This is a genomic window from Bradyrhizobium sp. CB82 (assembly GCF_029714405.1).
GTDB lineage: Bacteria > Pseudomonadota > Alphaproteobacteria > Rhizobiales > Xanthobacteraceae > Bradyrhizobium.
The window spans coordinates 1,018,959-1,042,266 of the sequence record NZ_CP121650.1 but is presented as its reverse complement, the minus strand read 5'-3'; the positions used below and the strand labels follow the sequence as shown (position 1 = coordinate 1,042,266).

The following is a 23,308-nucleotide window of genomic DNA, read 5'->3' as shown; positions in this document are numbered from 1 at the left end:
CCAGGTTGTCACCGGGGCGGGATTCTGTATTGCTTCGTCGCTTCGCTCCTCGCAATGACATGGAGAGATAGCGCGCTATCCGCCCAGATACTTCTTCATCTCCGCGAGCAGGCCGTCGCGCAGCTCGGGGCGCTTCAGGCCGTAGGCGATGTTGGCGCGCAGGAAGCCGGCCTTGGAGCCGCAATCATGGCGCTCGCCTTCGAACTCGACGCCGTAGAACTTCTGCGACTTGGCAAGCCCAATCATGGCATCGGTGAGCTGGATCTCGCCACCGGCGCCGCGTTCCTGGGTCTCCAGGATCTTGAAGATCTCGGGCTGGAGAATGTAGCGGCCGGTGATCGACAGGTTGGAGGGCGCGGTGCCCTTCGGCGGCTTCTCCACCATGCCGTCGACCTCGAAGATCTTGCCGGCGCGTTTTCCCACGCCGCAGATACCGTATTGATGCGTGAGATGGTCCGGCACGGCCTCGACCGCAAGCACGTTGGACTTCTCGCCAAGCTGGCTTGCGGCCTCGATCATCTGCTTCAGGCAACCCGGCGTGTTGAGCACGAGTTCGTCGGGCAGCACGACCGCAAACGGCTCGTTGCCGACGATGTCGCGCGCGCACCAGACCGCGTGTCCGAGACCAAGCGGCGCCTGCTGGCGGGTGAAGCTGACCGCGCCGGCCTCCGGCTGGTTCTGCGCCAGAACCTCCTGCTCGGCCGTCTTGCCGCGCGCGGCAAGCGTAGAGTCGAGCTCGAACATGCGGTCGAAATGGTCCTCGATGACGGCCTTGTTGCGCCCGGTGACGAAGACGAAATGCTCGATCCCGGCCTCCCTGGCCTCGTCATAGACGTATTGGATCAGCGGCTTGTCGACGATGGTGAGCATTTCCTTGGGCATCGCCTTGGTGGCAGGCAGCACGCGGGTGCCGAGGCCGGCGACGGGGAATACGGCTTTGCGGATTTTCATGGGATTGATCGAATACCTTGGGACGTGCGGACGTGGAGCAATGACATCTTGCTAGCCGGTTTGCAGCCGGTAACAAAGGCGGATGTTGGGCCCCTGCCTCCTAGATTTGAGGAAAAGGCCGCCACCAAAACTTCACCTTTGTTAAGACATTGGCAACCGTAACAAGGGCCTCCTGCAGCCGGATTTTGGCCGCATAGGTGGGACATGACGCGATCGATGGCAGGACTTGCAGGCATGACCAGCGCAACCCTGGTTGCGGTCACCCTCCTGTTCCCGCTTCAAGCGCGCGCGCAGGGATCAAACGGCTTATCGGACCTGTTCGGCAGCATTTTTTCCGGTCAAAGCCCGTCGCCCGCGCAACCGGCGCCCGGTCCCGGTGGCGTCCAGCCCTGGAGCGGCGAGGACGGTGCGTCCGGCCATCCCTTGATGACCGCGGCCGCGATCCGGGGGGCCGCGGCCAATTTTGACAATTGCATTGCATCGATGTGGCCCGATGCCGCGCGTCGCAACGTCACGCAGGAGAACTTTCAGCGCTTCACCACAGGGCTCACGCCGGAGTTGCGCATCATGGATCTCCTGGACTCGCAGCCGGAGTTCACCAAGTCGATCTGGGATTATCTCGACATTCTCGTGAACGACAACCGCCTCGCCAAGGGCAAGGAGATCCTTGCAAGGTACAAGGCGCAGTTCGACGCCACCGAGAAAGCCTACGGCGTCGATCGCTATATCATCGCGGCGATCTGGGGCATCGAATCCAACTACTCGACCCAGATCGGCGACCGCAGTGTGCTGCAATCCACCGCGACGTTGGCCTGCATCGGCCGCCGCCAAGCCTATTTCAAGGATGAATTCCTCTCCGCGCTGGAGATCCTCAACCGCGGCGATCTGCGGCCCGAACAGATGCGCGGCTCCTGGGCCGGCGCGTTCGGCCCGACGCAATTCATGCCGACCGCGTTCAAACGCTTTGCGGTGGATGCCGATGGTGACGGAAGGCGCGACGTCGTCGACGACCCGGCCGATCTGATCGCCTCCACCGCCAACAATCTGAAGAAGGACGGCTGGCAGAGCGGCGCGAGCTGGGGCTATGAGGTCGTGGTGCCCCAGGGCTTCGACTTCATGCTGGCGGACCGCGCCAAGGCGATGACGATCGCGCAGTGGGAAAAGCTTGGGATCACCCGCGCCACCGGCCAGCCCTTCCCGCACCCGGCCGATAAAGCCTATCTGCTGACGCCCGCCGGCGCCGCGGGACCGGGCTTCCTGATGCTGCAGAACTTCCGCGTGATCATGAAATACAATCCGGCCGAGGCCTATGCGCTCGCGATCGGCCATTTCGCTGATCGCTTGCGGGGCGGCCAGCCGTTCGTGCAGCCGTGGCCGCGGCAGGAGCGGGAACTGTCCCGGGCCGAGCGGCTGGAATTGCAGCAGCTCCTGGCCCAACGCGGCTTCTACAAAAGCACGTCCGACGGCCAGTTTGGCGGCCAGACCCGCGACGCCTTGCGCAACTTCCAGGCCTCGATCGGGGCTCCGGCGGACGGATTTGCCTCCTCCGACATGCTGGAACGGCTGCGCCGGCGGTAAATCCGTCCCGAAAGTAACCGTGAGCACGAAATCCGGCCTCCGCCCTTGACGGCGGCGGCGGTTCCCCAGTGTATGGTGCAATCAAATCTGCCCGTTTGCGGCCCGATTCCGTTATTATATCGGACCAATTCGAAAACCCTGGCGCGCCTGTAGCATGTCGAAGCCGAAATCATTTTTCAGGGCGCTGACCGAGACCGGCCCGTTGATCGCGCTGGGGACGGCGCTTGCGATCATGGTGTCGGTTGCGGGCCCTGCATCGGCGCAGTTCTTCAACTTCCCCGGCTTCGGCGGACCGTCGCGGCCCGCGCCGCCGCGCAGCGGAGGCGGCGGCTGGTTCGGCGGCGACTTCTTCACACCCTTCCAGCAGCAGCAACAGCAGCAGGCGCCGCGCCAGGATTTCTCGCGCGCACCGGCGCCGGCCAAGCGCGATACAATCGCTGAGAAGAACGTGCTCGTGATCGGCGACTCCATGGCCGACTGGCTCGCCTATGGTCTGGAGGACGCCTACACCGAACAGCCCGACATGGGCGTGATCCGCAAGCACAAGACCACCTCCGGCCTCATCAAGTACCAGCCGAAAGGTGAGCCCTCGGACTGGGCCGCCGCGGCCAAGGGCATTCTCGAGACCGAGAAGCCCGACGTCATCGTCGTGATGCTCGGCCTGAACGACCGCATGGCGATTCGTGAGCCCGCGCCGGACAAATCCGACAAGCCTGCGGACAAGAAGAACGACAAGGGCGCGCGCGCCAAGCAAGGTAAGCCGGGCGATGCAAAGACCGACGCCAAGCCAGGCACGGATGCCGCCGCCAAACCCGACGACAAGCCGGCAGACACCGACCTACCGCAGGACGAAGCCGACAATGCCGATGCGCCACAGACCGCGGCACCGGAAAAGACCGCGCGCTCGCCGAACGGTGTCTATGAATTCCGCGACGACCGTTGGGTCGAGCTCTATGGCAAGAAGATGGAGGAGCTGATCGGCGTGCTCAAGGCCAAGGGCGTGCCGGTGCTCTGGGTCGGCCTGCCCGCGATCCGCGGTCCGAAGGGTACCGCGGACATGCTATTCCTGGACTCGCTCTATCGCGAAGGCGCGGCCAAGGCCGGCATCACCTATGTCGACGTCTGGGACGGCTTTGTCGACGAAGCGGGCCGCTTCCTCCAGAAAGGCCCCGATTTCGAAGGCCAGATCCGTCAGCTCCGCACCTCTGATGGCGTCTATTTCACCAAGGCCGGCGCACGCAAGCTCGCACACTATGTCGAGCGCGAGATTACGCGTCTGCTGGCGGGGCGCTCAGGCCCGATCGCATTGCCGAGCGAGCCGGCAACGCCCGATACCAGCGCCGAGCCCGGCAAGCCCGCGCCGCGGCCGCTTGCGGGGCCAATCGTGCCGCTGGTTGCGGCCTCGATCGCGACCGACCAGTTGCTGGGCGGACCGGGATCGCGTCCGGCCGCAGTCGATGCACTCGCGGCCAAGACGCTGGTGAAGGGCGAGCCGTTGACGCCGCCGGCAGGCCGCGCCGATGACTATGCCTGGCCACGGCGCGAGGTCGGTCGCGAGCAGGCCAAGGGTGATACGCCGGTCGCGACGACGACGCCTGAGGGCGGGGCCGCCAATCCAAATGCGGGGACTGCGCCGAATGCTGCCGCCGCGGTGGCGCCGCCAAAGCTCGCGCCGAGGAAGCCGCAGGTGCAGCAACCGGCGCAGACAACGCCGTCGCTACGCGATTTCTTCGGCTTCGGCTCGCCATCGCCGCCCCGTCAACTGGCGCCGCAGCCGCCGCGCAATCCCAACATGAATCCGGCGATACCGCGTCCACCGGCCAACGTTGGGCGATCGGCGGAATTCAATCCGCCGCGATAGTCTCGTGTAGGCTAGCCGTAGTAGCGCCAGCGCGGCGGCGGGCGGCGGGCTGGCCGCGACATCAACAGCGCGAGCGCAAAGCCGATGCCGCCGGCGACCAGCAGCGCGCCGAGCGGATTGTCCTGCACTCTCTTTGCCAGGGCCTGCGTCCCGTCGCGGAATGTATCCTGGCCGGCTTCATAGGCGTCCTTCGCGTAACCGGCCGCGGTATCCGTGGCATCACGCGCGGCATCCTTCGCCTGGCCGTACAGGTTCTGCACGGTGCCGGCCGCTTCGCGCGCCTTGGCCGAGGCCTGCGTCCTCGCGTCTCCCGTCATCTCACCGACCGCACCTTCGACGCGTCCGGCAAACTCCTTGGCTGATCCGGCAATCCGATCGTTGTCCATGTTGGTCCTCCTCGGGGGTCAGCCCAAGTAACCGATCAGCCGCGGCGCAGTTCCGCATGGCCGCTTAGAGAATGAGCCCGCCGTCGACGACGATGGTCTGGCCGATGATGTAGGACGATAGCGGCGAGGCCAGGAACAAGGCTGCGCCGGCCATATCAGCCGGCGTACCCAATCGCCGCAGCGGAATCCGTGACAGTGCGCCCTCGAGCCGCTGGGGATTGGAGGTCGTGACTTTGGTCATCTTGGTATCGACGAGCCCCGGCGCGATGCCGTTGACGCGGATGCCGTGCTCGGCCCAGGCCTCGCCGAGCGTCCGCGTCAATCCGACGGCGCCGGTCTTCGAGGCATTGTAGGCTGGATTGCCCATGGTGGAGTGATAGGCCGCAGTCGACGAGATGATGATCAGTGATCCCCCCGAATCCCGCAGCGCGGGCTGAAAGCGCGTGGCACAGGCCATCAGGCTCATGAGATTGACTTCGAGTACCCTACGGAAGCCCGCCATCTCGAATTCGCCGCGGCGATAGATCACTGCGCCCTGTGCCAGCACCAGCACGTCGAGACGTTCAAACGACGGCTTGAACGCTTCGATCGCCCTGGCATCGCTGACATCGAGTTGGGCGTAAACAAGACCGGTGAGATCCGAGCCTTCTTCCGGCGCGTAATCCTTCGCATGTGCGCGGGTCCCGCAGACCGCGACCTGCGCGCCCTTGGCACGAAAGGCCTGTGCGATGCCGTTGCCGATACCGCTGGAACCACCGACGACCAGTACCTGCTTGCTTGAGAAATCGAGCTCGTTCATCGCGGCCTCCCTTTGCTTTTGCTTGGTTTGACGGGTGTGCGGATCGATGCCAGCCTTGTCAATCGCACAACAATGAACGAGCAGGCGCGAGGAAGCAGCATGCCCGAGCTCAAGCAGCTCAGCCGGTCCGTCAGAGGATCGACAGTTCTCATCACGGGCGCAGCAAGCGGTATGGGACGTGCGACCGCACGCGTGTTCGGCGCTGAGGGTGCCAATGTGGCTGTGACCGACTACGACCCGGAAGGCGCGCAAGCCGTCGCCAGAGAGATCGCGGCGAGCGGCGGTTCTGCAGAGGCGTGGAAACTCGATGTCGCCAACGCCAAGGAGATCAACCGCGTGGTGGGCGACGTCGCGGCGCAGTTCGGCGGGCTCGACATCATCGTCAACAATGCCGGCATTTCCGTGCGCGTCGCGATCGACGACGAAAGTTACGAAGACGCCTGGACCAAGGGCATCGCGGTGATGCTGACGGCGCATGCGCGCATCATCCGCGCGGCGTTGCCGCACCTGCGCAGATCGAAGAGCCCGCGCATCGTCAACATCGCGTCTACCGAGGCGCTCGGCGCCACCGCGCTGCACAGCCCCTATTCAGCTGCCAAGGGCGGCGTTGCGAGCCTGACGCGCTCGCTCGCCGTCGAGCTTGGCCGCGAGGGCATCACCGTGAACTGCATCTGTCCGGGACCGATCCGCACCGCGATCACCGACCGGATCCCGGAAGACCACAAGACGATCTACGCCAAGCGCCGCACTGCGCTTGGCCGCTATGGCGACCCCGAGGAGGTCGCGCACATGACGCTGAGCCTGTGCCTGCCGGCGGCATCGTTCCTGACCGGCGCGGTGATCCCGGTCGACGGCGGCCTGATGGCGCGGAACGCGTGAGAGCCATGCGCGCGAAGCGTTGACATCGGCCGGCGCGCGGGTAGCCTTTTCGCCAACAGGGCGGGCAAACCGCTGGTAAGGCCCCGGGGGAACGCCAGGAGAATCGCAATGACGATCGCCATCCGGCAGCTTCAGAAGCATTTTGTCGGCGAGGTTTCGGGCCTCGATCTGCGCCGGCCGCTCACGAAGGATGAGGCGCGCCGGATCGAGGCTGCGATGGATCAATACGCGGTGCTGGTTTTTCACGACCAGGACATCACCGACGAGCAGCAGATGGCCTTCGCGCTGAATTTCGGCCAACGCGAGGATGCGCGCGGCGGCACAGTTACCAAGGAGAAGGACTACCGCCTCAGTTCGGGTCTGAACGATGTCAGCAATCTCGGCAAGGACGGTAAGCCGCTGGCCAAGGACAGCCGCACGCATCTGTTCAATCTCGGCAATTGCCTCTGGCATTCCGACAGCTCGTTCCGCCCCATCCCCGCAAAATTTTCGCTGCTGTCGGCGCGCGTCGTGAACCCTAAGGGCGGCAACACCGAATTCGCCGACATGCGCGCGGCCTATGACGCGCTCGACGACGAGACCAAGACGGAGATCGAGGATCTGATCTGCGAGCATTCGCTGATGTATTCGCGCGGCTCGCTCGGCTTCACGGAATATAGCGACGAGGAAAAGCTGATGTTCAAGCCGGTGTTGCAGCGCCTGGTGCGCACGCACCCTGTGCATCGCCGCAAGTCGCTGTACCTGTCCTCACATGCCGGGAAGATCGTCGGCATGAGCGTGCCCGAGGGCCGGCTGCTGCTGCGCGATCTCAACGAGCACGCAACACAGGCCGAATTCGTCTACGTGCACAAATGGACGCTGCATGATCTCGTGATGTGGGACAACCGCCAGACCATGCACCGCGTTCGCCGCTACGATCAGTCGCAACCGCGCGACATGCGCCGCGCGACTGTGGCGGGCACCGAGCCCACGGTGCAGCAGCAGGCGGCGGAGTAGGTTTTTTGATGAACGCCGTCATCGCCCGGCTCGACCGGCGATCCAGTACTCCGAGACGGTCGTGCTAAAATCGATAAGCCGCGGCGTACTGGATGCCCCGCCTTCGCGGGGCATGACAGTAAGAGTGCAGCTACGCGTGCCCCGCCTCGTTCGAGAGCATGCCGGGATCGATGCCGATCTTGCGCAAGGCACGCGCGTACTTGTCCTCGACGTCATCGCCGAAGATCAGATCCACATCGGCGTCGCAATGCAGCCAGCCATTGCTCTGGATCTCGGTCTCGAGCTGACCCGGCGCCCAGCCGGCATAGCCGAGCGCGAGGATGGCATGCTTCGGGCCGGAGCCGTTGGCGATCGCGCGCAGGATGTCGACGGTCGCGGTGAGACAGACGCCGTCATCGATCCGCAGCGTCGCGTTCTCGATGTAGAAGTCGCTGGAATGCAGCACGAAGCCGCGTCCCGTGTCGACCGGGCCGCCGCGCAGTACCTTCATGCTCTCGGCGTTCTCCGGCAGCTTGATCTGCGCACCCTTCTTGATGATACCGAGTTGCTCCAGCAACTCCGGAAAATCGATGCTGCCGGCGGGATGATTAACGATGATGCCCATCGCGCCCTCGGCCGAATGGGCGCAGAGATAGATCACCGAACGCTCGAAGCGGGGGTCGCCCATGACCGGCATGGCGATCAGGAGCCGCCCGTCGAGATAGCCCGTCGAATTGGGGACGGCGGGGCCGGCCGCCGGGGTGCTGTCGCCAGTTCTCTTGCCTGCAGAACCCATGGGTGAAGCACTCCCCTCTTGGTTCATATCCTGATGTCGGGCTTGCCCGCTGTCAAATCAAGGCTTGCGTGGACCGAATTCCCCAAGCCCAATTCCCCAAGCCAAATTCCCAAGCCTCATTCCGATGCATCCATCACAAGCAATTCAATGGTTTGCGCCGCATCGACCCTGTAAAGACGTGCTATGCTCACCATGGTTCCCAAGCATGCTGCGACCATCGTCGCCGCAACCTTGCTCGTGTCGGCGCAGCCCTCGATCGTCCGCGCCGACGACGCCTCGCCCTGGCAGCGCGACGGCCATTCCGCCGTGCGCCTTTTGGCGGGATCGCGTAGCGGCCCCGTGCTGCTCGGCGGCATCGCATTCCAGCTTCAGCACGGCTGGAAGACCTATTGGCGCACGCCCGGCGATTCCGGCGTTCCGCCGCGGTTCGACTTCTCCAAGTCCGAAAATGTCGAAGCTGTGACCGTGCTGTGGCCGGCGCCCCTGAAGTTCGACGACGGCGCCGGCGGCCATTCGATCGGCTATCACGACCAGATCGTGCTGCCGCTGCGCATCGTCGCCAAAGCCCCGGACAAGCCGGTGACCCTGCGCGCCGAGATCAACTACGCGGTCTGCGAAAAGCTCTGTATCCCCGTTGAGGCCAGCGCCGAGCTCGGCTTCAACAGCGTCGCCTCGACCGAGGACGGCGTGCTGTTCGCGGCGCTCGACACCGTGCCGAAGCCCGCCAATATCGGCGATCCCACTCCGCTGACCATCCGCGACGTCACGCGCGTGGACGCCACGAAGGTGCTGGTCGACGTGGCCACGCCCGATGGGCGCGACGTCAACCTGTTCGTGGAGGGGCCGACGCCCGACTGGGCGCTGCCGATCCCCTCGCCGGTCGAGCACGGCCCGGCAGGCGTCAAGCGCTTCGCCTTCGATCTCGACGGCCTGCCGCCCGGCGCCAAGCCCGACGGCGCCGCGTTGAAGTTCACGCTGGTGGGGCCGGAGAAGTCGTACGAGTTCAATGTCAATCTGGATTGAGCAGTCGTCCTGGCTTTCGCCAGGACGACCATGAGGGGCCACCCAACCGTTTCTTAACGAATGGTTGCTACGTCCAACCTGCCGCATCTTGCGAGGGGCAGGGGATCTTTGACGTGGCCGTGATGGACGCACAACCCGCAACCGGCCTCATCGCGCGGCTGTGTGCCAGGCTGGCCGGCGCGGGCGGCGGCACGAGCGAGGCGTCGCTGACGCGGCGGCTTGCGGGCACTATCTTCCTCATCCGCGTGATCAGCGCCGGTCTTGCCTATCTCTCGCAGATCCTGCTGGCGCGCTGGATGGGCACGTCCGATTACGGCGTCTACGTCTATGTCTGGACCTGGGTGCTGCTGCTCGGCAGCATGATGGATTTCGGCATTTCGGCCTCCGCGCAGAAGATCATTCCGGAATACCGCACCAGCGGCGAGCAGGCGCTGCTGCGTGGCTTTCTCTCCGGCAGCCGCTGGCTGACCTTCGTCGTCTCGGCCCTGGTCTCGCTGGCGCTGGCCGGGCTCGTCCTCCTGCTGTCGCCATGGATCGATCCGGCCGCGCATCTTCCGCTGTATATCGGCTGCATGACGCTGCCGGCCTTCGTCGTCGCCAACACCCAGGACGGCATCGCCCGCGTACATGACTGGATGCAGCTCGGCCTGATGCCGCAATTCATCATCCGTCAGGCGCTGATCATCGGCATCACCGCCTCAGCCTTGCTGCTCGGCTTCCATCTCGGCGCGACTGCCGCGATGGTGGCGAGCGCAGGCGCGGTGTGGATCGCGATGACCGGCCAGATGGTGATGCTCAACCGCAAGCTTGCGGGCCATGTCGAGAACGGTCCCAAGGCCTATGACATCAGCGGTTGGCTTGCGATCTCGCTGCCGATCCTACTGGTCGAGAGCTTTTACCTGCTGTTGTCCTACACCGACGTGCTGGTGCTCCAGCAATTCCGTCCCTCCGACGAGGTCGGCGTCTATTTCGCCGTGATAAAGACGTTGGCGCTGGTGTCCTTCATTCACTACGCGATGTCGGCAACTGCGGCGCATCGCTTCGCCGAATACAACGCACTCGGCGACAAGACCCGCCTGTCGGCCTATGTCGCGCATGCCATCAACTGGACCTTCTGGCCCTCGCTCGCGGCGACCGCCGTGCTGCTGGCACTCGGCAAGCCGCTGCTCTGGCTGTTCGGACCGCAATTCGTGATCGGTTACGACATCATGTTCATCGCCGCGGTCGGGCTCGTGGTGCGCGCTGCGATCGGCCCGGTCGAGCGGCTCCTCAACATGCTTGGTCACCAGAAGATCTGCGCACTCGCCTACGCGCTGGCGTTCGTGATGAACGTCATCCTCTGCATCGCGCTGGTGCCGCATTTCGGCGGCCGCGGCGCGGCCGCAGCGACCTCGATCTCGCTCACCTTCGAGACCGTGCTGTTGTTCCGGATCGTGCGACAACGGCTCGGCCTGCACGTGCTGGCGTTCGGGCAATAGGCCGTCGGTAAATTCGGCGCCACTCCGGAACCTTTTCGGCTCCTTTGCGTTTTCCCTCCCGCGGCTGCGAAATAGCCATTTCGCGGGAGGGGAATATTTGGGTAAAAATGGCTACCAGACGCCAGTCGACGCATCATTCCTTCTTATTTTTCTGCGATCCATTGCCGTCAGGAGTAGGTTTATTCTACCTCGTATTGTGTGACCAACGAGATGAACCTAGACTCCCGCACAGATGATTGATCCGCTCTACGTCGCATCGGGATTCGGCGTCGGCCTGCTTGTCGGGATGACCGGCGTTGGCGGCGGCTCGCTGATGACCCCGCTGCTGATCCTGTTGTTCGGCGTCCATCCCTCGACCGCGGTCGGGACTGACCTGCTCTACGCCGCCGGCACCAAGACGGGCGGCAGCGTGGTGCATGGCTGGTCGCGCAGCGTGCATTGGCCGGCAGTGCTGCGTCTTGCCTGCGGCAGCATTCCCGCAAGCGCGCTGACGTTACTTGTGCTGTGGAAGCTCGATCTCAACAGCGATGCCGAGCGCGGCCTGGTCAATCTGGTGCTGTGCTTCGCGCTGCTGCTCACCGCAATCTCGCTGATCTTCCGAAAGGCAATCATTGAGCGCTATCGCAGAACGCTCGAAGGCGTCGATGACCGCACCACGGCAATCGCGACCGTGGTCACCGGTGCCGTGCTCGGCGTGCTGGTCTCGATTTCATCGGTCGGCGCCGGCGCGGTCGGTGTGACCGTGCTGCTCCTGCTCTACCCGCGCCTGCCGATGGCGACCATCATCGGCTCCGACATCGCTCACGCCGTCCCGCTGACGCTGGTGGCCGGCACGGGACACTGGGCGCTTGGCGACGTGGATTGGGCGCTGATGGGCGTGCTGCTGATGGGCTCGCTGCCCGGCATCGTCCTGGGCAGCTACAGTGCGACGCGCGTGCCGGAGACGGTGCTGCGCCTGACGCTTGCCAGCGTCCTCTTCGTGGTCGCCGGCAAGATCATGTTTGCGGAGCTGAACCTGTCGTCGGCGATCGTCACCGCGCTGGCCTGGACTCACTAGTCTAAGCGAGAACGGCGCACCACTCTCACTGTCATCGCCCGACTTGATCGGGCGATCCAAATACCAGAGACAGCGCAGGATACGGAGAAGCCGCGGCATACTGGGATGCCCCGGTCAAGCCGGGGCATGACAAAGAGTCAATTAGATTGCCCACCACTACTCTGCCGTCCAGCCGCCGTCGATCGAGAGATTGGTGCCGGTGATCTGCGCAGCATCGTCGCTGCACAGGAACAGCGCCAGCGCCGCCACCTGCTCGGAGGTGACGAACTCCTTGGTCGGCTGCGCGTCGAGCAGAACGTCATTGATGACCTGCTCGCGCGTCAGATTGCGGGCCTTCATCGTGTCCGGGATCTGCTTCTCGACCAGCGGCGTCCAGACATAGCCGGGGCTGATGCAGTTGCAGGTGATCTTATGGGTCGCAACCTCGAGCGCCACGGTCTTGGTAAGGCCGGCGATGCCGTGCTTGGCCGAGACGTAGGCCGACTTGAAGGGCGAAGCGACCAGCGAATGCGCCGAGGCCGTGTTGATGATGCGGCCCCAGCCGCGCTTCTTCATGCCGGGCACCGCGGCGCGGATGCCGTGGAAAGCCGAGGACAGGTTGATCGCGATGATCTGGTCCCACTTCTCGATCGGAAACTCCTCGATCGGCGAGACGAACTGGATGCCGGCATTGTTGACGAGGACGTCGACCGAACCGAAGGTCTTCTCGCCGAGCGCGACCATGTCTGCGATTTCGGCGGGCTTGGCCATGTCGGCGGGCGAATAGAGCGCTTTCACCCTGAAGTCGGACTCGATCTTGGCGCGCTCCTTCTCGATGTCCTCGGGCGAGCCGAAGCCGTTGATGACAACATTGGCGCCGGCGCCAGCAAAGGCACGCGCATAAGCGAGCCCGATGCCGCTGGTCGATCCGGTCACGACGGCGTTCTTGCCTGACAAGCTACCCATATCATTCACTCCTGGTTGAGGCCGGGGGCGCGGTCACGTCCCCTGTGAGATCGTAGGTCACCATGGTCTCGCCGGACTGCGGCCGCTCGAGCCAATCCTTGTGGCGCATCGACAGGTGCACGTCGCGCACGCCTGCTTCCCAATGCTCGACCATGGCGACATGCGAGAAGTCGTAGTCCTTGGACGAGGACTCGTAGTTCTTGCTGCGGTAGATCAGGTGCACGACGGTCACGGTGCTTTCACGCGCCGCCTTGGCGAGAAATTCAACGGAGGGATCGTTCTTCAGATAATCCGGCAATTTGCCGATCAGATCGCGCACGGCCCTGCGGGCGTTATGCAGCTGCTTGTTCTTGTCGGTGTTCATCCGCGTCCGGCTCGAATAGCGGATGTCCTTCTCACGCTCAGCGGCTTCGAGCAGCGAGGTCGGCAGGTCGCCGCGCGCGCTGAACAGGTCGACCTGGAAGATCAGCATGTCGCGCTCGATCTCGGCATCGAGCACGTAATCGAGCGGCGTGTTGGAGGCGATGCCGCCGTCCCAATAATGCTCGCCCTCGATGATGACGGAGGGAAAGCCCGGCGGCAGCGCGCCGGACGCCATGATGTGCTCGGGGCCAATCTTCTTGCCGAGCTTCTTGAACTCGTAATTGTCGAAATATTTGAAATTGCCCGACGTGACGCCGACCGCGCCGATGGACAAGCGTGTTTTCAGATCGTTGATGCGGTCGAAATCAACCAGCCGCTCCAGCGTCTTCTTGAGCGGCGCGGTGTCGTAATAGCTCTCCGCTTCCGGATGCCCCGGCGGCCAGAGTGGCGCGGGCGGGACGCGCGGGACGAAGAAACCCGGCACACCGAAGGTCGCGATCAGCGCGGCACTGGTGGAGTTGAACAGCTCGCGGCTGTGATCGCTCTTGCCGATCGGCTTCCACGGCACCGGCGCCGAGACCATCTCCCAAAATTCCTTCAGCCGCTTGACGCGGGTCTCGCCCTCATTGCCGGCAATGATGGCGGCGTTGACCGCGCCGATCGAGATGCCGGCGACCCATTCCGGCTCGAAGCCGAAATGGCACAGCGACTGATAGGCGCCCGCCTGATAGGAGCCGAGCGCACCACCGCCCTGGAGCACCAGGACGCGCTGCGCATTGGCGGGGATTCTGTTCGATGCCGGGCCTTGATGATCGGTCATGAGGGGATCAATGAACTGAGGAAGTCCCACCGTGACCCCACTTCACGGCGGCGTCAATGTTTTGGGGATCAAGACTGGCTTATCGGGGCTCGTTGGATGCCAGAATCATCGTCCAGAACACCTTGTATTTGGTGTTCGGAGCATAGCTCGCCGCTATGCCCAATTTTGTGACACCGCTCTTGAGCATGTTGGCCCGGTGCGGGGGCGAGTCGCGCCAGCCGGAAAATGCTTCCGCCAGCGTATGATAGCCCGCAGAAATGTTCTCGACCGCGACGGTCGCCGGATAGCCGCCGGCGGCGAGCCGCTTGGCGAGCGGCGCGCGGACGTCGTGGTCCATCTTGTTGGCCGCCGCCATTGCCTGGGACTGGGATTCGGCCAGCCTCATCAGGTCGGGATCGATGATGACGGTGCCGAGGCTGTTGTTCTGGCGGTATTGCGAGATCATCACGGCCGCGGCCTGCGCATCGAGCTGCGCGCCCGATACGGCCATGTCGGCATACATCGACGGCTGTTCGACCGGCGCTTCGTTGCCCGCGCAGCCGGCGAGAAGCAAAGCGATGAGAATTGCGGCCGCAGCGCGCATGAATCTGGCCCCCAAAAAGACGGGCCGTTGTTGCATATCAACCGTGGCTGAAAGGTGAATTTTACGGAAAATTTGAGCCTGAGGCGGCGGCCTCAGGCGCCCGCAAAGATCCGGTAGCGACGGGGCGCGAGGCCGACCGTGTCGCCGGCGCGCAGTTCCTTGTCGCGGGGGGCGTCGATCTCGATGGTCTCGCCGCCGAACAGCGCGACCTCGGCGCGTTGAACGGGACCAAAATTCCGCACATGCCGCACGGCGCCGTCGAAGGCGCCCGAGCCGGGCGGGCCGACCACCATATCATGTCGCCGCACGAACAGTTTTGACGCGCCAGACGCTACTCCCTCGGCCGCGAGCCTGAGTGGTCGGTCGCCGAGCCGAACCACACCGTCTGCGACCTGAACAGGCAGCTCGATGGACTCGCCGATGAAGCCGTGGACGAAGGCGGTCGCCGGGCTCTCATAGACATCATCGGGCGAGCCGATCTGCTCGATCTTGCCCTTGTCCATCACCACGACCCGGTTGGCGACCTCGAGCGCCTCCTCCTGGTCGTGCGTGACGAAGATCGAGGTGACGTTGATTTCGTGGTGCAGCGAGCGCAGCCATTTGCGCAGTTCCTTGCGCACCTTCGCATCCAGCGCACCGAATGGCTCGTCGAGCAGCAGGATACGCGGCTCGATCGCGAGTGCCCGCGCCAGTGCAATGCGCTGGCGCTGGCCGCCGGAGAGCTGGCCCGGATAGCGGTCGGCGAGCCAGTCGAGTTGCACGAGGTCGAGCAGCTCTTTGACGCGCGCGCGGATCGCGGCCTCCTCTTTCCGGACCGCGCGCGGCTGCACCCGCAAACCGAAGGCCACGTTCTCGAACACCGTCATGTGGCGGAACAGCGCGTAGTGCTGGAACACGAAGCCGACATGACGCTCGCGCGCGCCCTGCGCGAGTGCGTCCTCGCCGTTGAAAGAGACTTCACCGGAATCTGGCCAATCCAGGCCGGCGATGATCCGAAGCAAGGTCGTCTTGCCGGAGCCGGACGGCCCCAGCAGCGCCAGCAACTCGCCATTATCGACCTTGAGATCGACGCCGTCCAGCGCCGCAAAGCTCCCGAACTTCTTGATGAGATTCTTGACTTCAATGGTCACAGGAGTCGCGTCCTTCGTCCAGATGACGTTCGAGAATGGTTTTGGCGATCAGCGTGATCAGCGCCAGCATCGCGAGCAGCGAGGCGATCGCAAACGCAGCAACGAACTGGTATTCGTTGTAGAGGATCTCGACCAGCAGGGGCATGGTGTTGGTCTCGCCGCGGATATGGCCGGAGACGACGGAGACCGCGCCGAACTCGCCCATCGCGCGCGCGTTGCAGAGCAGCACGCCATAGAGCACGCCCCATTTGATATTGGGCAAGGTCACGCGGAAAAACGTTTGCAGGCCCGAGGCGCCGAGCGAGATCGCGGCCTCTTCCTCCTGCGTACCCTGCTCCTGCATCAGCGGGATCAATGCGCGCGCCACGAATGGGAAGGTCACGAAGGTGGTCGCAAGCGCTATCCCAGGCACCGCGAACAGGACCTGGATGTTGTGGTCACGCAGCCAGCCGCCGAAATAGCCTTGCGCGCCGAACAGCAGCACGAAGACGAGACCCGAGATCACGGGGCTGACCGAGAACGGCAGGTCGATCAGCGTGATCAGAAAGGTCTTGCCCTTGAACTCGAACTTGGCGATCGCCCAGGCCGCAACCAATCCGAACACGAGATTGAGGCCGACCGAGATCGCCGCCACCAGCAGCGTCAACCGGATCGCGGCCAGGGCCTCCGGCTCCGACAGCGCCGCGAGATAGGCCATGATGCCCTTGGAGAAGGCCTGCGCGAACACCACGACCAGCGGCAGCACGACGAAGACCGTGAGGAAGAGGACCGCGACGGAAATGATCGCGATCCGTACCGCCCTCGGCTCGCTACGAAGGTTTTCCCGGGCGGCGACCGCATGCCGGCGTGCCCTCGCGTCGGGCGAGGCGAGCGAGACTGAATCGGCGATCTGCATCGTCATTGTTCGGGCCTCAATGCACCGGAATCCGGTTCTGCGCCCAACGCTGCAGCCGGTTGACGGCGAAGATGATGACGAAGGATACGACGAGCATCACGACCGCGATCGCGGTCGCATCGGCATAGCGGAACTCGGAGAGCCGGATCACGATCAGGAGCGGCGCGATCTCCGAGACGTTGGGCAGGTTGCCGGCGATGAAAATCACCGAGCCGTATTCGCCGACGGCGCGCGCGAAGGCGAGCGCCAGGCCCGTCAGCAATGCGGGCCCCAGAGAGGGCAGGATCACGCGGATGATGGTCTGGCAGCGGCTGGCTCCCAAGCTACCCGCGGCCTCCTCGATTTCAGGATCGAGGTCCTGAAGCACTGGCTGGACGGTACGCACCACGAAGGGAATGCCGATGAAGATCATGGCGATGAAGATGCCGAGCGGCGTGAACGCCACCTTGATGCCGAGGGTTGCAAGCGGCGCACCCAGCCAGCCCTTCTCGGCAAACAGCGAGGTCAGCGCAACGCCGGCGACTGCGGTCGGCAACGCAAAGGGCACGTCGACGATGGCGTCGAACAGCCGCCGACCGGGGAAGCGGTAGCGCACCAGCGCCCAGACAATGATGCTGCCCATCACCAGATTGACGCAGGCCGCCGCGAAAGCGAGCCCGAAGGACACGCGCAGCGCGTTCAACGTCCGGCGGCTGGAGAGAATGGCCCAGAACTGCTCGGGGCTGAGCTCGAGCGTGCGCAGAAAGAGGCCTGCGAGCGGAACCAGGATAATGATGGACAGCCAGGACAGCGTCAGCCCCATCGTGAGACCGAAGCCCGGCAATGTTCGTCGTCGTGTTGCGATTGCGCTCACCAGGCCCCCTGCAAAAGCATCCCGCGACAGCGCGCCCGATCAGTTCTTGTAGATCAGATCGAAGACGCCGCCGTCGGCAAAATGTTCTTTCTGCGCCTTGGTCCAGCCGCCGAAAACGTCGTCGATCGTGAACAGCTCGACCTTCGCGAAGGCATTCTCGTATTTCTTCGCCACATCCGGATCGCGCGGACGATAGAAATTGCGTGCAGCGATTTCCTGACCTTCCTTTGTATACCAATATTGCAGGTAGGCATCGGCCACGCTGCGCGTGCCCTTCTTGTCGGCAACCTTGTCGACGATCGTGACAGGCGGCTCGGCGAGGATCGAGAGCGGTGGCGCCACGATCTCGAACTTGTCGGCGCCGAACTCCTTCTGCGCGAGAAACGCCTCGTTCTCCCAGGCGAGCAGCACGTCACCGACGCCGCGCTCGACGAAGGTCACGGTCGAGCCGCGGGCGCCGGTGTCGAGGACAGGCACGTTTTGATAGAGATTCGCGATGAATTGCTTGGTCTTGTCGACCGAGCCGAACTTCTTCTGCGCATAGCCCCACGCTGCCAGATAGTTCCAGCGCGCGCCGCCCGAGGTCTTCGGGTTTGGCGTGATGACGGCGACGCCCGGCTTGACCAGATCGTCCCAGTCCTTGATGCCCTTGGGATTGCCCTTGCGCACCAGGAACACGATGGTCGAGGTGTAGGGCGATGAATTCTGCGGCAGACGCTTTTGCCAGTCGGCCGCGGTGAGACCCTTTGCCGCAATCGCGTCGATATCATAGGCAAGCGCGAGCGTCACAACGTCGGCCTGCAATCCGTCGATCACCGCGCGCGCCTGCGATCCGCTGCCGCCATGCGACTGCTTGATCTCGACGCTCTTGCCGGTCTCTTTCTGATAGGCGTTCGCAAACGCCTTGTTGAATTCGACATAGAGCTCGCGCGTCGGATCGTACGATACGTTCAAGAGGTTGATATCAGCGGCGAGAGCCGAGCTTGCCCAGAGGAGGCCTGCCACGAGCGGAACGATACGGCGGATCATGTCCATCTCCATTCACCTCGACGACGTCGGTGTCGCCGATGGCATGCGGGCATAACTCGGGTCGAAACGCTCTCAAGTCAACGGAACCGGATTTTCTTGTTTGCGGCGACGTAGCGCAGCTGTGCTACGAAATCTTCATCGTGTGAATGCCGCATTCTGTCTTGGCGCGACCTCGCCACCGGCCGGACCGCGCGTCCTCGCCTTCGGCGGTCCTGCTGGTGCAGGGCATACATCCAACCGACAGGAAACCCGACGCGACAAGCGGATGCTGCGGCAATTTGGCGCGCGCGTAGATCGCCTCGATGTCTTCGCGCGAGACGTTCGCGAACGGATTGAATTTCAGCCGCGCGCCGTCCTCTTCCGCCACCGGAATGGCGGCGCGCGCGCCGCCCTGGAAGCGCTTGCGGCCATTGATCCAGGCCGCGAACGGTTTTAGCGCGCGAGCCAGAGGCTCTACCTTGCGGATGCGGCAACATGCATCGGGGTCGGAGAACCACAGATCGCGATCGGGATCCTCGCGCGTCAGCGTCTCTTCCAGCGGCTTGATCGAGCGGACGTCCGTCAAGCCGAGCGTCGCGATCAGCGTATCGCGGTAGGCGAGCGTCTCCTCGAACAGCCAGCCGGTATCGAGGAAGATCACCGGGATCGCCGGATCGACGTCGGCCACCACCTTGAGCAGCGCGGCCGACTCAGTGCCGAATGACGACACAACCGCCAATTTTTCGCGCCCCACAACCTTCAACGCCGCAGCAACGACCTCGCCGGGCGAGGCATCGCGCAATGCGCGATCGAGCGCGTCGGCGGACGGCAGCGCCTGCGCGGCTGACAATGAACCCTCGCGCGCAATCGCGTTCATGTGCCGACACCTTCCGAATGGCGCAGTTGCATGCGCCGATGCAGCGCCGTGACACGGCCGTCGCCGGTCGGCTGGTAGAACACCGAATAGCGCTTCACGGTCTGCGTAAAGGCTTCCGCATCGGCCTGCTTCTTGACCTCGAAGCTGTCGAAGCCCGCGCGCAGCATGAACACGAACTGGTCGCGCAGCACCTGGCCCGTCGCGCGCAGCTCGCCCCGATAGTCGTAGCGTTCGCGCAGCAGCCGCGACTGGCTGTAGGCGCGGCCGTCACGGAAGGTCGGGAACACTAGCGCGACCGCGGCAAGCTTGCCGAGATACGGCACCAGCGCGTCGATGTCGCGATTGTTCGGCCAGATCACGCCGACCTTGCCGGGACGCCCGAGCAGGGCGTCCGCATCCTTCAGAAAGCGATCGCCAGGCACCAGGATATCGCCGGCTGCGGGCAGCGGCGCATCGACGTCGAGCTTGACGAAACTATCCTCGACGATCTTTCCGCCCTTAACGAGTGGCATAAACCCGCTCCTTGAATGGTTCGACGCCGAGGCGCTTCACCGTATCGATAAAGAGTTCTTCCGGCCGCTCGCGCAGCGCCAGATAAGCCTCGACGATGTCCTCGACGACGTCGGCGACCTCGTCGAATTTGACGCCGGGCCCGATCAGGGACCCGAGCGCCGCACTTTCGTCGGCGCGGCCGCCGATGGTGATCTGGTAAACCTCCTCGCCGTTCTTCTCGACGCCGAGAATACCGATATGACCGACATGATGATGGCCGCAGGCATTGATGCAGCCGGAGATGTTGATGTGCAGCCGGCCGATCAGATTGGCGAGCTCGTGATTGGCGAACCGCCGCGTCAGCTCCTGCGCGATCGGAATCGAACGCGCGTTCGCCAGCGAGCAATAGTCGAGGCCCGGGCAGGCGATGATGTCGGTGATCAGGTTGACGTTGGGCGTCGCGAGCCCGAGCTTGTCGAGCGCCTTCCACAGAGCCGGCAGATCGCGCTTGGCGACATGCGGCAGCGCCAGGTTCTGCTCATGCCCGACGCGGATCTCGCCGAACGAATATTTCTCGGCAAGATCGGCGAGGGCGTCCATCTGCGCGGCCGTGGCATCGCCCGGAGGCCCGCCCGTGGGCTTCAGCGAGATCGTGACGATCGAGTAGCCCTGGATCTTGTGCGGGAATACCGAGTTCTTGCGCCACGCCTCGAACTCCGGATCGGCCGCGGCCTGACGAAGCTCGTCGGGCATATGCGGCAGCTTCTCGTAAGCCGGATAGGTGAAGCGCGAGCGGATGTCCTCGATCACGCTGTCGTCGATCTGGAGCGCGGAGTTGCGGATGTGCTGCCACTCATCCTCGACCTCGCGCGAGAACTTCTCGATGCCGAGCTCGTGCACGAGGATCTTGATGCGCGCCTTGTAGATGTTGTCGCGCCGGCCGTACTGGTTGTAGACGCGCAGGATCGCCTCGACATAACTCAGGATGTCGCGGCCATGGACGAAATGCTTGATTGTCTTGGCGATGAACGGCGTGCGGCCGAGCCCGCCGCCGACCAGCACCTCGAATCCGGTCTCGCCCTTCTCGTTCTTGACGAGGCGCAGGCCGATGTCGTGGATCTTGATCGCGGCGCGGTCGTGGTCGGACGCGGTGATCGCGATCTTGAATTTGCGCGGCAGGAACGAGAACTCGGGATGCAGCGTGGTGTGCTGGCGGAGCAGCTCCGACCAGATGCGCGGATCCTCGATCTCACCGGGGGCGACGCCGGCCCACTGGTCGGAGGTGACGTTGCGCATGTTGTTGCCGGAGGTCTGCATCGCATGGATACCGACTTCGGCGAGATCGGCGAGCGCATCCGGCAGCTCGGCGAGCTTGATCCAGTTGAACTGGATGTTCTGCCGCGTGGTGAAGTGGCCATAGCCGCGGTCATAGCGGCGCGCGATATGCGCAAGCCGGCGCAACTGCCCCGCGGACAGCGTTCCGTAAGGAATCGCGACGCGGAACATGTAGGCGTGGAGCTGAAGATAGACGCCGTTCTGCAGGCGCAGGATCTTGAACTCGTCCTCGGTGAGCTCACCCGAGAGGCGGCGCTTCACCTGGTCGCGAAATTCGGAGACCCGCTCGTTGACCAGCGTGCGGTCGATTTCGTCGTAAGCGTACATCGAGCGTGCCTTAAACCTGGGCCTGCGATCCGATGGTCACGCCGGTGCGCCGGATCTGCTCGCGCAGGTTTCCGGGGAGGATCCTGCCATCCTCGCCGACATGCACGGGCGCGATATAGGCGCCGACAGCGCCGACGTCATCGGCCACCGACTCTGCAAGCAACGCCTTGGCCTCATCGGAGTTGCGCACGATCGCGGCCTCCGACAAGTCCGCGGACCAGCCCTTGGCCGCGGTACGATAGACCACGATGCCATCCCAGGTGCGGTTGGCGGTCACGATCGAGGGGCCGGCGATCTTGATTTTCTTTTGTTCAAGCGGAGAGGTCATTGGGCAGCTTCCAATAGCTCAGAGATGATTTGCCTGGTGGATTGATGGCGAAATGAGCCGGCATGCCGCACCACATCGCCGATGATCAGAATAGCGGGACCGCCGTCGAGACGTTTGACGAGCTCGGGCAGCTCGGCGAGCGTGCCGATCGCGCCTTGCGCATCGGGGCGCGTGACACGGGCGAACACGCCGACCGGCGTCTCCGGCGAGCGGCCGGCGGCGAGAACCCCCTCGCGCACCGCGGGCGCGGCGGTCATGCCCATATAGACGACGACAGTCATCCTGGTGTCGGTCAGCGTCGACCAGTCGACGGTCTCGGCATCGCGCGCCTTGTGCGCGGTGAGGAAGGTAATGCGCAGCGCCTCGTGACGATAGGTGAGCGGTACCTCGAAATCCGCGGCGGCGCCGAGGCCGGCGGTGATGCCGGGCACGATCGAATAGGCGATGCCGGCCGCGCGCAACGCTTCGACTTCCTCACCGCCGCGGCCGAACACGAAGGGATCGCCGCCCTTCAGACGCACCACACGCTGGCCGGACTGCGCGGCTTCGATCATCAGGCTGTTAATGGCGTCCTGGCCGATGCCGGGCCTGCCGACGCGGCGGCCCACCGGAATACGCGCCGTATCGCGACGGATACGGTCGAGAATTTCGGGCGACACCAGCTCGTCATAGAAGACGACGTCGGCGTCCTGGAGCGCACGCAGCGCCTTGATGGTGAGGAGATCGGGATCGCCGGGGCCAGCACCGACCAGCGCAACCTGCCCTGCGGGCTTGTCGGCCAGCGCGAACGCGGAGGGATCATCGATAGCCTTGAGCGCGGCTTCCGCTTCGGCCCTTCGGCCGGCGAGCACCAGCGCGCCGATCGGACCGTCGATCACGCGTTCCCAGAAGCGGCGACGCAGCGGAAACTCGGAAATCGCAGCATGAATGGATTTGCGGAAGCCGCCGATGAATTCGGCAAGATCGCCGATCCTCGCCGGCAGCAGCGCCTCGATCTTCTCGCGCACGCGCCGCGCCACGACCGGCGAGGCGCCGCCGGTACCGACGGCAACCACGACGTCGCCGCGGTCGACGATCGCCGGGAAGATGAAGCTCGAATGCTCGAGATCGTCCATGACGTTGACGGGCAGCCCGAGCGATCGCGCGCGCGCCGACATCGCCACACCAAGATCACCTGCGCCTGCGCATACTATGGCGATGACACCGGTCAGATCCGCGGCCAGCGGATCACCGTCGACGAAGGTGATGCGCCCCGCATCGTCAGCGCTGAGCCCGCTGAGGTCGTGATTGCCGTCCGTCGCATGCACGCGGATGCGCGCACCGGCGGCGGCGAGCACGCGCAATTTGGCGCGCAGCAGCTCGCCCGCGCCGATGAGAACCACCGGACCGGTCTTGATGTCGAGGAACACCGGCAAGAAGCGCATACGGTACTCGCTTCCCCAATTACGGGGTTGACTGGAATTATTTTCTATATATGTCTCGTTTCGAGCGCGCAAAGAGAAAATTTTTTCTTCTCTTTCGCATCGCAACTATAGAATTTTCGGCTCCAAACGCAAAGTGGCAGAGATG

Annotated in this window: 23 protein-coding genes; 7 read left to right on the top strand and 16 right to left on the bottom strand. The window is 64.1% G+C overall.

Annotated elements, in window-relative coordinates; translation table 11 throughout:
- Positions 1–75: 75 nt before the first annotated feature.
- A complete protein-coding gene (locus tag QA640_RS04920; RefSeq protein WP_283039626.1) occupies positions 76–951 on the bottom strand; it encodes a UTP--glucose-1-phosphate uridylyltransferase in 876 nt (291 codons plus the stop codon).
- Between the two features lie 234 nt (positions 952–1,185).
- Between QA640_RS04920 and QA640_RS04915 the strand changes: the two genes are divergently transcribed.
- Together QA640_RS04915 and QA640_RS04910 are read left to right on the top strand one after the other, a co-directional pair.
- Positions 1,186–2,529: a lytic murein transglycosylase gene (locus tag QA640_RS04915; RefSeq protein WP_283039625.1), complete on the top strand. Its 1,344-nt coding sequence runs from the start codon at positions 1,186–1,188 to the stop codon at positions 2,527–2,529.
- 154 nt (positions 2,530–2,683) lie between these two features.
- On the top strand, positions 2,684–4,390 hold the full coding sequence (locus tag QA640_RS04910) for a DUF459 domain-containing protein (protein WP_283039624.1): 1,707 nt from the start codon (positions 2,684–2,686) through the stop codon (positions 4,388–4,390).
- A gap of 11 nt (positions 4,391–4,401) precedes the next feature.
- Here QA640_RS04910 and QA640_RS04905 read toward each other — a convergent pair whose 3' ends face one another.
- Positions 4,402–4,776, bottom strand: a complete 375-nt coding sequence (locus tag QA640_RS04905; protein WP_283039623.1) for a CsbD family protein — start codon at positions 4,774–4,776, stop codon at positions 4,402–4,404.
- Positions 4,777–4,840: 64 nt separating this feature from the next.
- A complete protein-coding gene (locus QA640_RS04900) occupies positions 4,841–5,575 on the bottom strand; it encodes an SDR family oxidoreductase (protein WP_283039622.1) in 735 nt (244 codons plus the stop codon).
- A gap of 99 nt (positions 5,576–5,674) precedes the next feature.
- On the opposite strand from QA640_RS04900, the gene QA640_RS04895 reads away from it, so the two are divergent.
- Both QA640_RS04895 and QA640_RS04890 read left to right on the top strand, forming a co-directional pair.
- The gene (locus QA640_RS04895) at positions 5,675–6,454 is read left to right on the top strand and encodes an SDR family NAD(P)-dependent oxidoreductase (protein WP_283039621.1); all 780 of its coding nucleotides are present in this window, start codon (positions 5,675–5,677) and stop codon (positions 6,452–6,454) included.
- 108 nt (positions 6,455–6,562) lie between these two features.
- Positions 6,563–7,450, top strand: coding sequence for a TauD/TfdA family dioxygenase (locus QA640_RS04890; RefSeq protein ID WP_283039620.1), 888 nt, complete (start codon positions 6,563–6,565; stop codon positions 7,448–7,450).
- Positions 7,451–7,580: 130 nt separating this feature from the next.
- Here QA640_RS04890 and QA640_RS04885 read toward each other — a convergent pair whose 3' ends face one another.
- Positions 7,581–8,225, bottom strand: a complete 645-nt coding sequence (locus QA640_RS04885; protein ID WP_283039619.1) for a YqgE/AlgH family protein — start codon at positions 8,223–8,225, stop codon at positions 7,581–7,583.
- A gap of 183 nt (positions 8,226–8,408) precedes the next feature.
- Between QA640_RS04885 and QA640_RS04880 the strand changes: the two genes are divergently transcribed.
- The 3 genes from QA640_RS04880 (at position 8,409) to QA640_RS04870 (ending at position 11,783) form a co-directional block, all read left to right on the top strand.
- Positions 8,409–9,248 carry a protein-disulfide reductase DsbD domain-containing protein gene (locus QA640_RS04880; protein ID WP_283039618.1) on the top strand — a complete coding sequence of 280 codons (840 nt, stop codon included), beginning with the start codon at positions 8,409–8,411 and terminating at the stop codon, positions 9,246–9,248.
- A gap of 113 nt (positions 9,249–9,361) precedes the next feature.
- Positions 9,362–10,726, top strand: a complete 1,365-nt coding sequence (locus tag QA640_RS04875; RefSeq protein ID WP_283039617.1) for an oligosaccharide flippase family protein — start codon at positions 9,362–9,364, stop codon at positions 10,724–10,726.
- 232 nt (positions 10,727–10,958) lie between these two features.
- Entirely contained in the window at positions 10,959–11,783 is an 825-nt protein-coding gene (locus tag QA640_RS04870) for a sulfite exporter TauE/SafE family protein (RefSeq protein ID WP_283039616.1), read from the top strand.
- Positions 11,784–11,939: 156 nt separating this feature from the next.
- Here QA640_RS04870 and QA640_RS04865 read toward each other — a convergent pair whose 3' ends face one another.
- From QA640_RS04865 to cysG, 12 genes are all read right to left on the bottom strand, one after another.
- Positions 11,940–12,728, bottom strand: a complete 789-nt coding sequence (locus QA640_RS04865; RefSeq protein WP_283039615.1) for a 3-hydroxybutyrate dehydrogenase — start codon at positions 12,726–12,728, stop codon at positions 11,940–11,942.
- A gap of 1 nt (position 12,729) precedes the next feature.
- On the bottom strand, positions 12,730–13,911 hold the full coding sequence (locus QA640_RS04860; protein ID WP_283039614.1) for a patatin-like phospholipase family protein: 1,182 nt from the start codon (positions 13,909–13,911) through the stop codon (positions 12,730–12,732).
- A gap of 79 nt (positions 13,912–13,990) precedes the next feature.
- The gene (locus QA640_RS04855) at positions 13,991–14,494 is read right to left on the bottom strand and encodes a CAP domain-containing protein (protein ID WP_283039613.1); all 504 of its coding nucleotides are present in this window, start codon (positions 14,492–14,494) and stop codon (positions 13,991–13,993) included.
- Positions 14,495–14,586: 92 nt separating this feature from the next.
- Entirely contained in the window at positions 14,587–15,624 is a 1,038-nt protein-coding gene (locus QA640_RS04850) for a sulfate ABC transporter ATP-binding protein (RefSeq protein WP_283039612.1), read from the bottom strand.
- Positions 15,614–16,525 carry a sulfate ABC transporter permease subunit CysW gene (cysW, locus tag QA640_RS04845; protein WP_283039611.1) on the bottom strand — a complete coding sequence of 304 codons (912 nt, stop codon included), beginning with the start codon at positions 16,523–16,525 and terminating at the stop codon, positions 15,614–15,616. The genes QA640_RS04850 and cysW overlap by 11 nt, the downstream gene beginning before the upstream one ends.
- A 10-nt stretch (positions 16,526–16,535) precedes the next feature.
- Positions 16,536–17,321 (bottom strand): sulfate ABC transporter permease subunit CysT, encoded by a 786-nt coding sequence (gene cysT / locus QA640_RS04840; protein WP_283043122.1) that lies wholly within the window; start codon positions 17,319–17,321, stop codon positions 16,536–16,538.
- Positions 17,322–17,411: 90 nt separating this feature from the next.
- Complete coding sequence (locus QA640_RS04835; protein ID WP_283039610.1) at positions 17,412–18,401, bottom strand: sulfate ABC transporter substrate-binding protein; 990 nt, start codon at positions 18,399–18,401, stop codon at positions 17,412–17,414.
- A 124-nt stretch (positions 18,402–18,525) separates the two neighbouring features.
- Positions 18,526–19,257 carry a phosphoadenylyl-sulfate reductase gene (locus tag QA640_RS04830; protein ID WP_283039609.1) on the bottom strand — a complete coding sequence of 244 codons (732 nt, stop codon included), beginning with the start codon at positions 19,255–19,257 and terminating at the stop codon, positions 18,526–18,528.
- On the bottom strand, positions 19,254–19,769 hold the full coding sequence (locus QA640_RS04825) for a DUF934 domain-containing protein (RefSeq protein WP_283039608.1): 516 nt from the start codon (positions 19,767–19,769) through the stop codon (positions 19,254–19,256). Before QA640_RS04825 ends, QA640_RS04830 begins: the two co-directional genes overlap by 4 nt.
- Positions 19,756–21,411 carry a nitrite/sulfite reductase gene (locus QA640_RS04820; protein ID WP_283039607.1) on the bottom strand — a complete coding sequence of 552 codons (1,656 nt, stop codon included), beginning with the start codon at positions 21,409–21,411 and terminating at the stop codon, positions 19,756–19,758. The genes QA640_RS04825 and QA640_RS04820 overlap by 14 nt, the downstream gene beginning before the upstream one ends.
- 10 nt (positions 21,412–21,421) lie before the next feature.
- Positions 21,422–21,739, bottom strand: a complete 318-nt coding sequence (locus tag QA640_RS04815) for a DUF2849 domain-containing protein (RefSeq protein ID WP_283039606.1) — start codon at positions 21,737–21,739, stop codon at positions 21,422–21,424.
- Positions 21,736–23,163, bottom strand: coding sequence for a siroheme synthase CysG (cysG, locus tag QA640_RS04810; RefSeq protein ID WP_283039605.1), 1,428 nt, complete (start codon positions 23,161–23,163; stop codon positions 21,736–21,738). The genes QA640_RS04815 and cysG overlap by 4 nt, the downstream gene beginning before the upstream one ends.
- Positions 23,164–23,308: the final 145 nt, after the last annotated feature.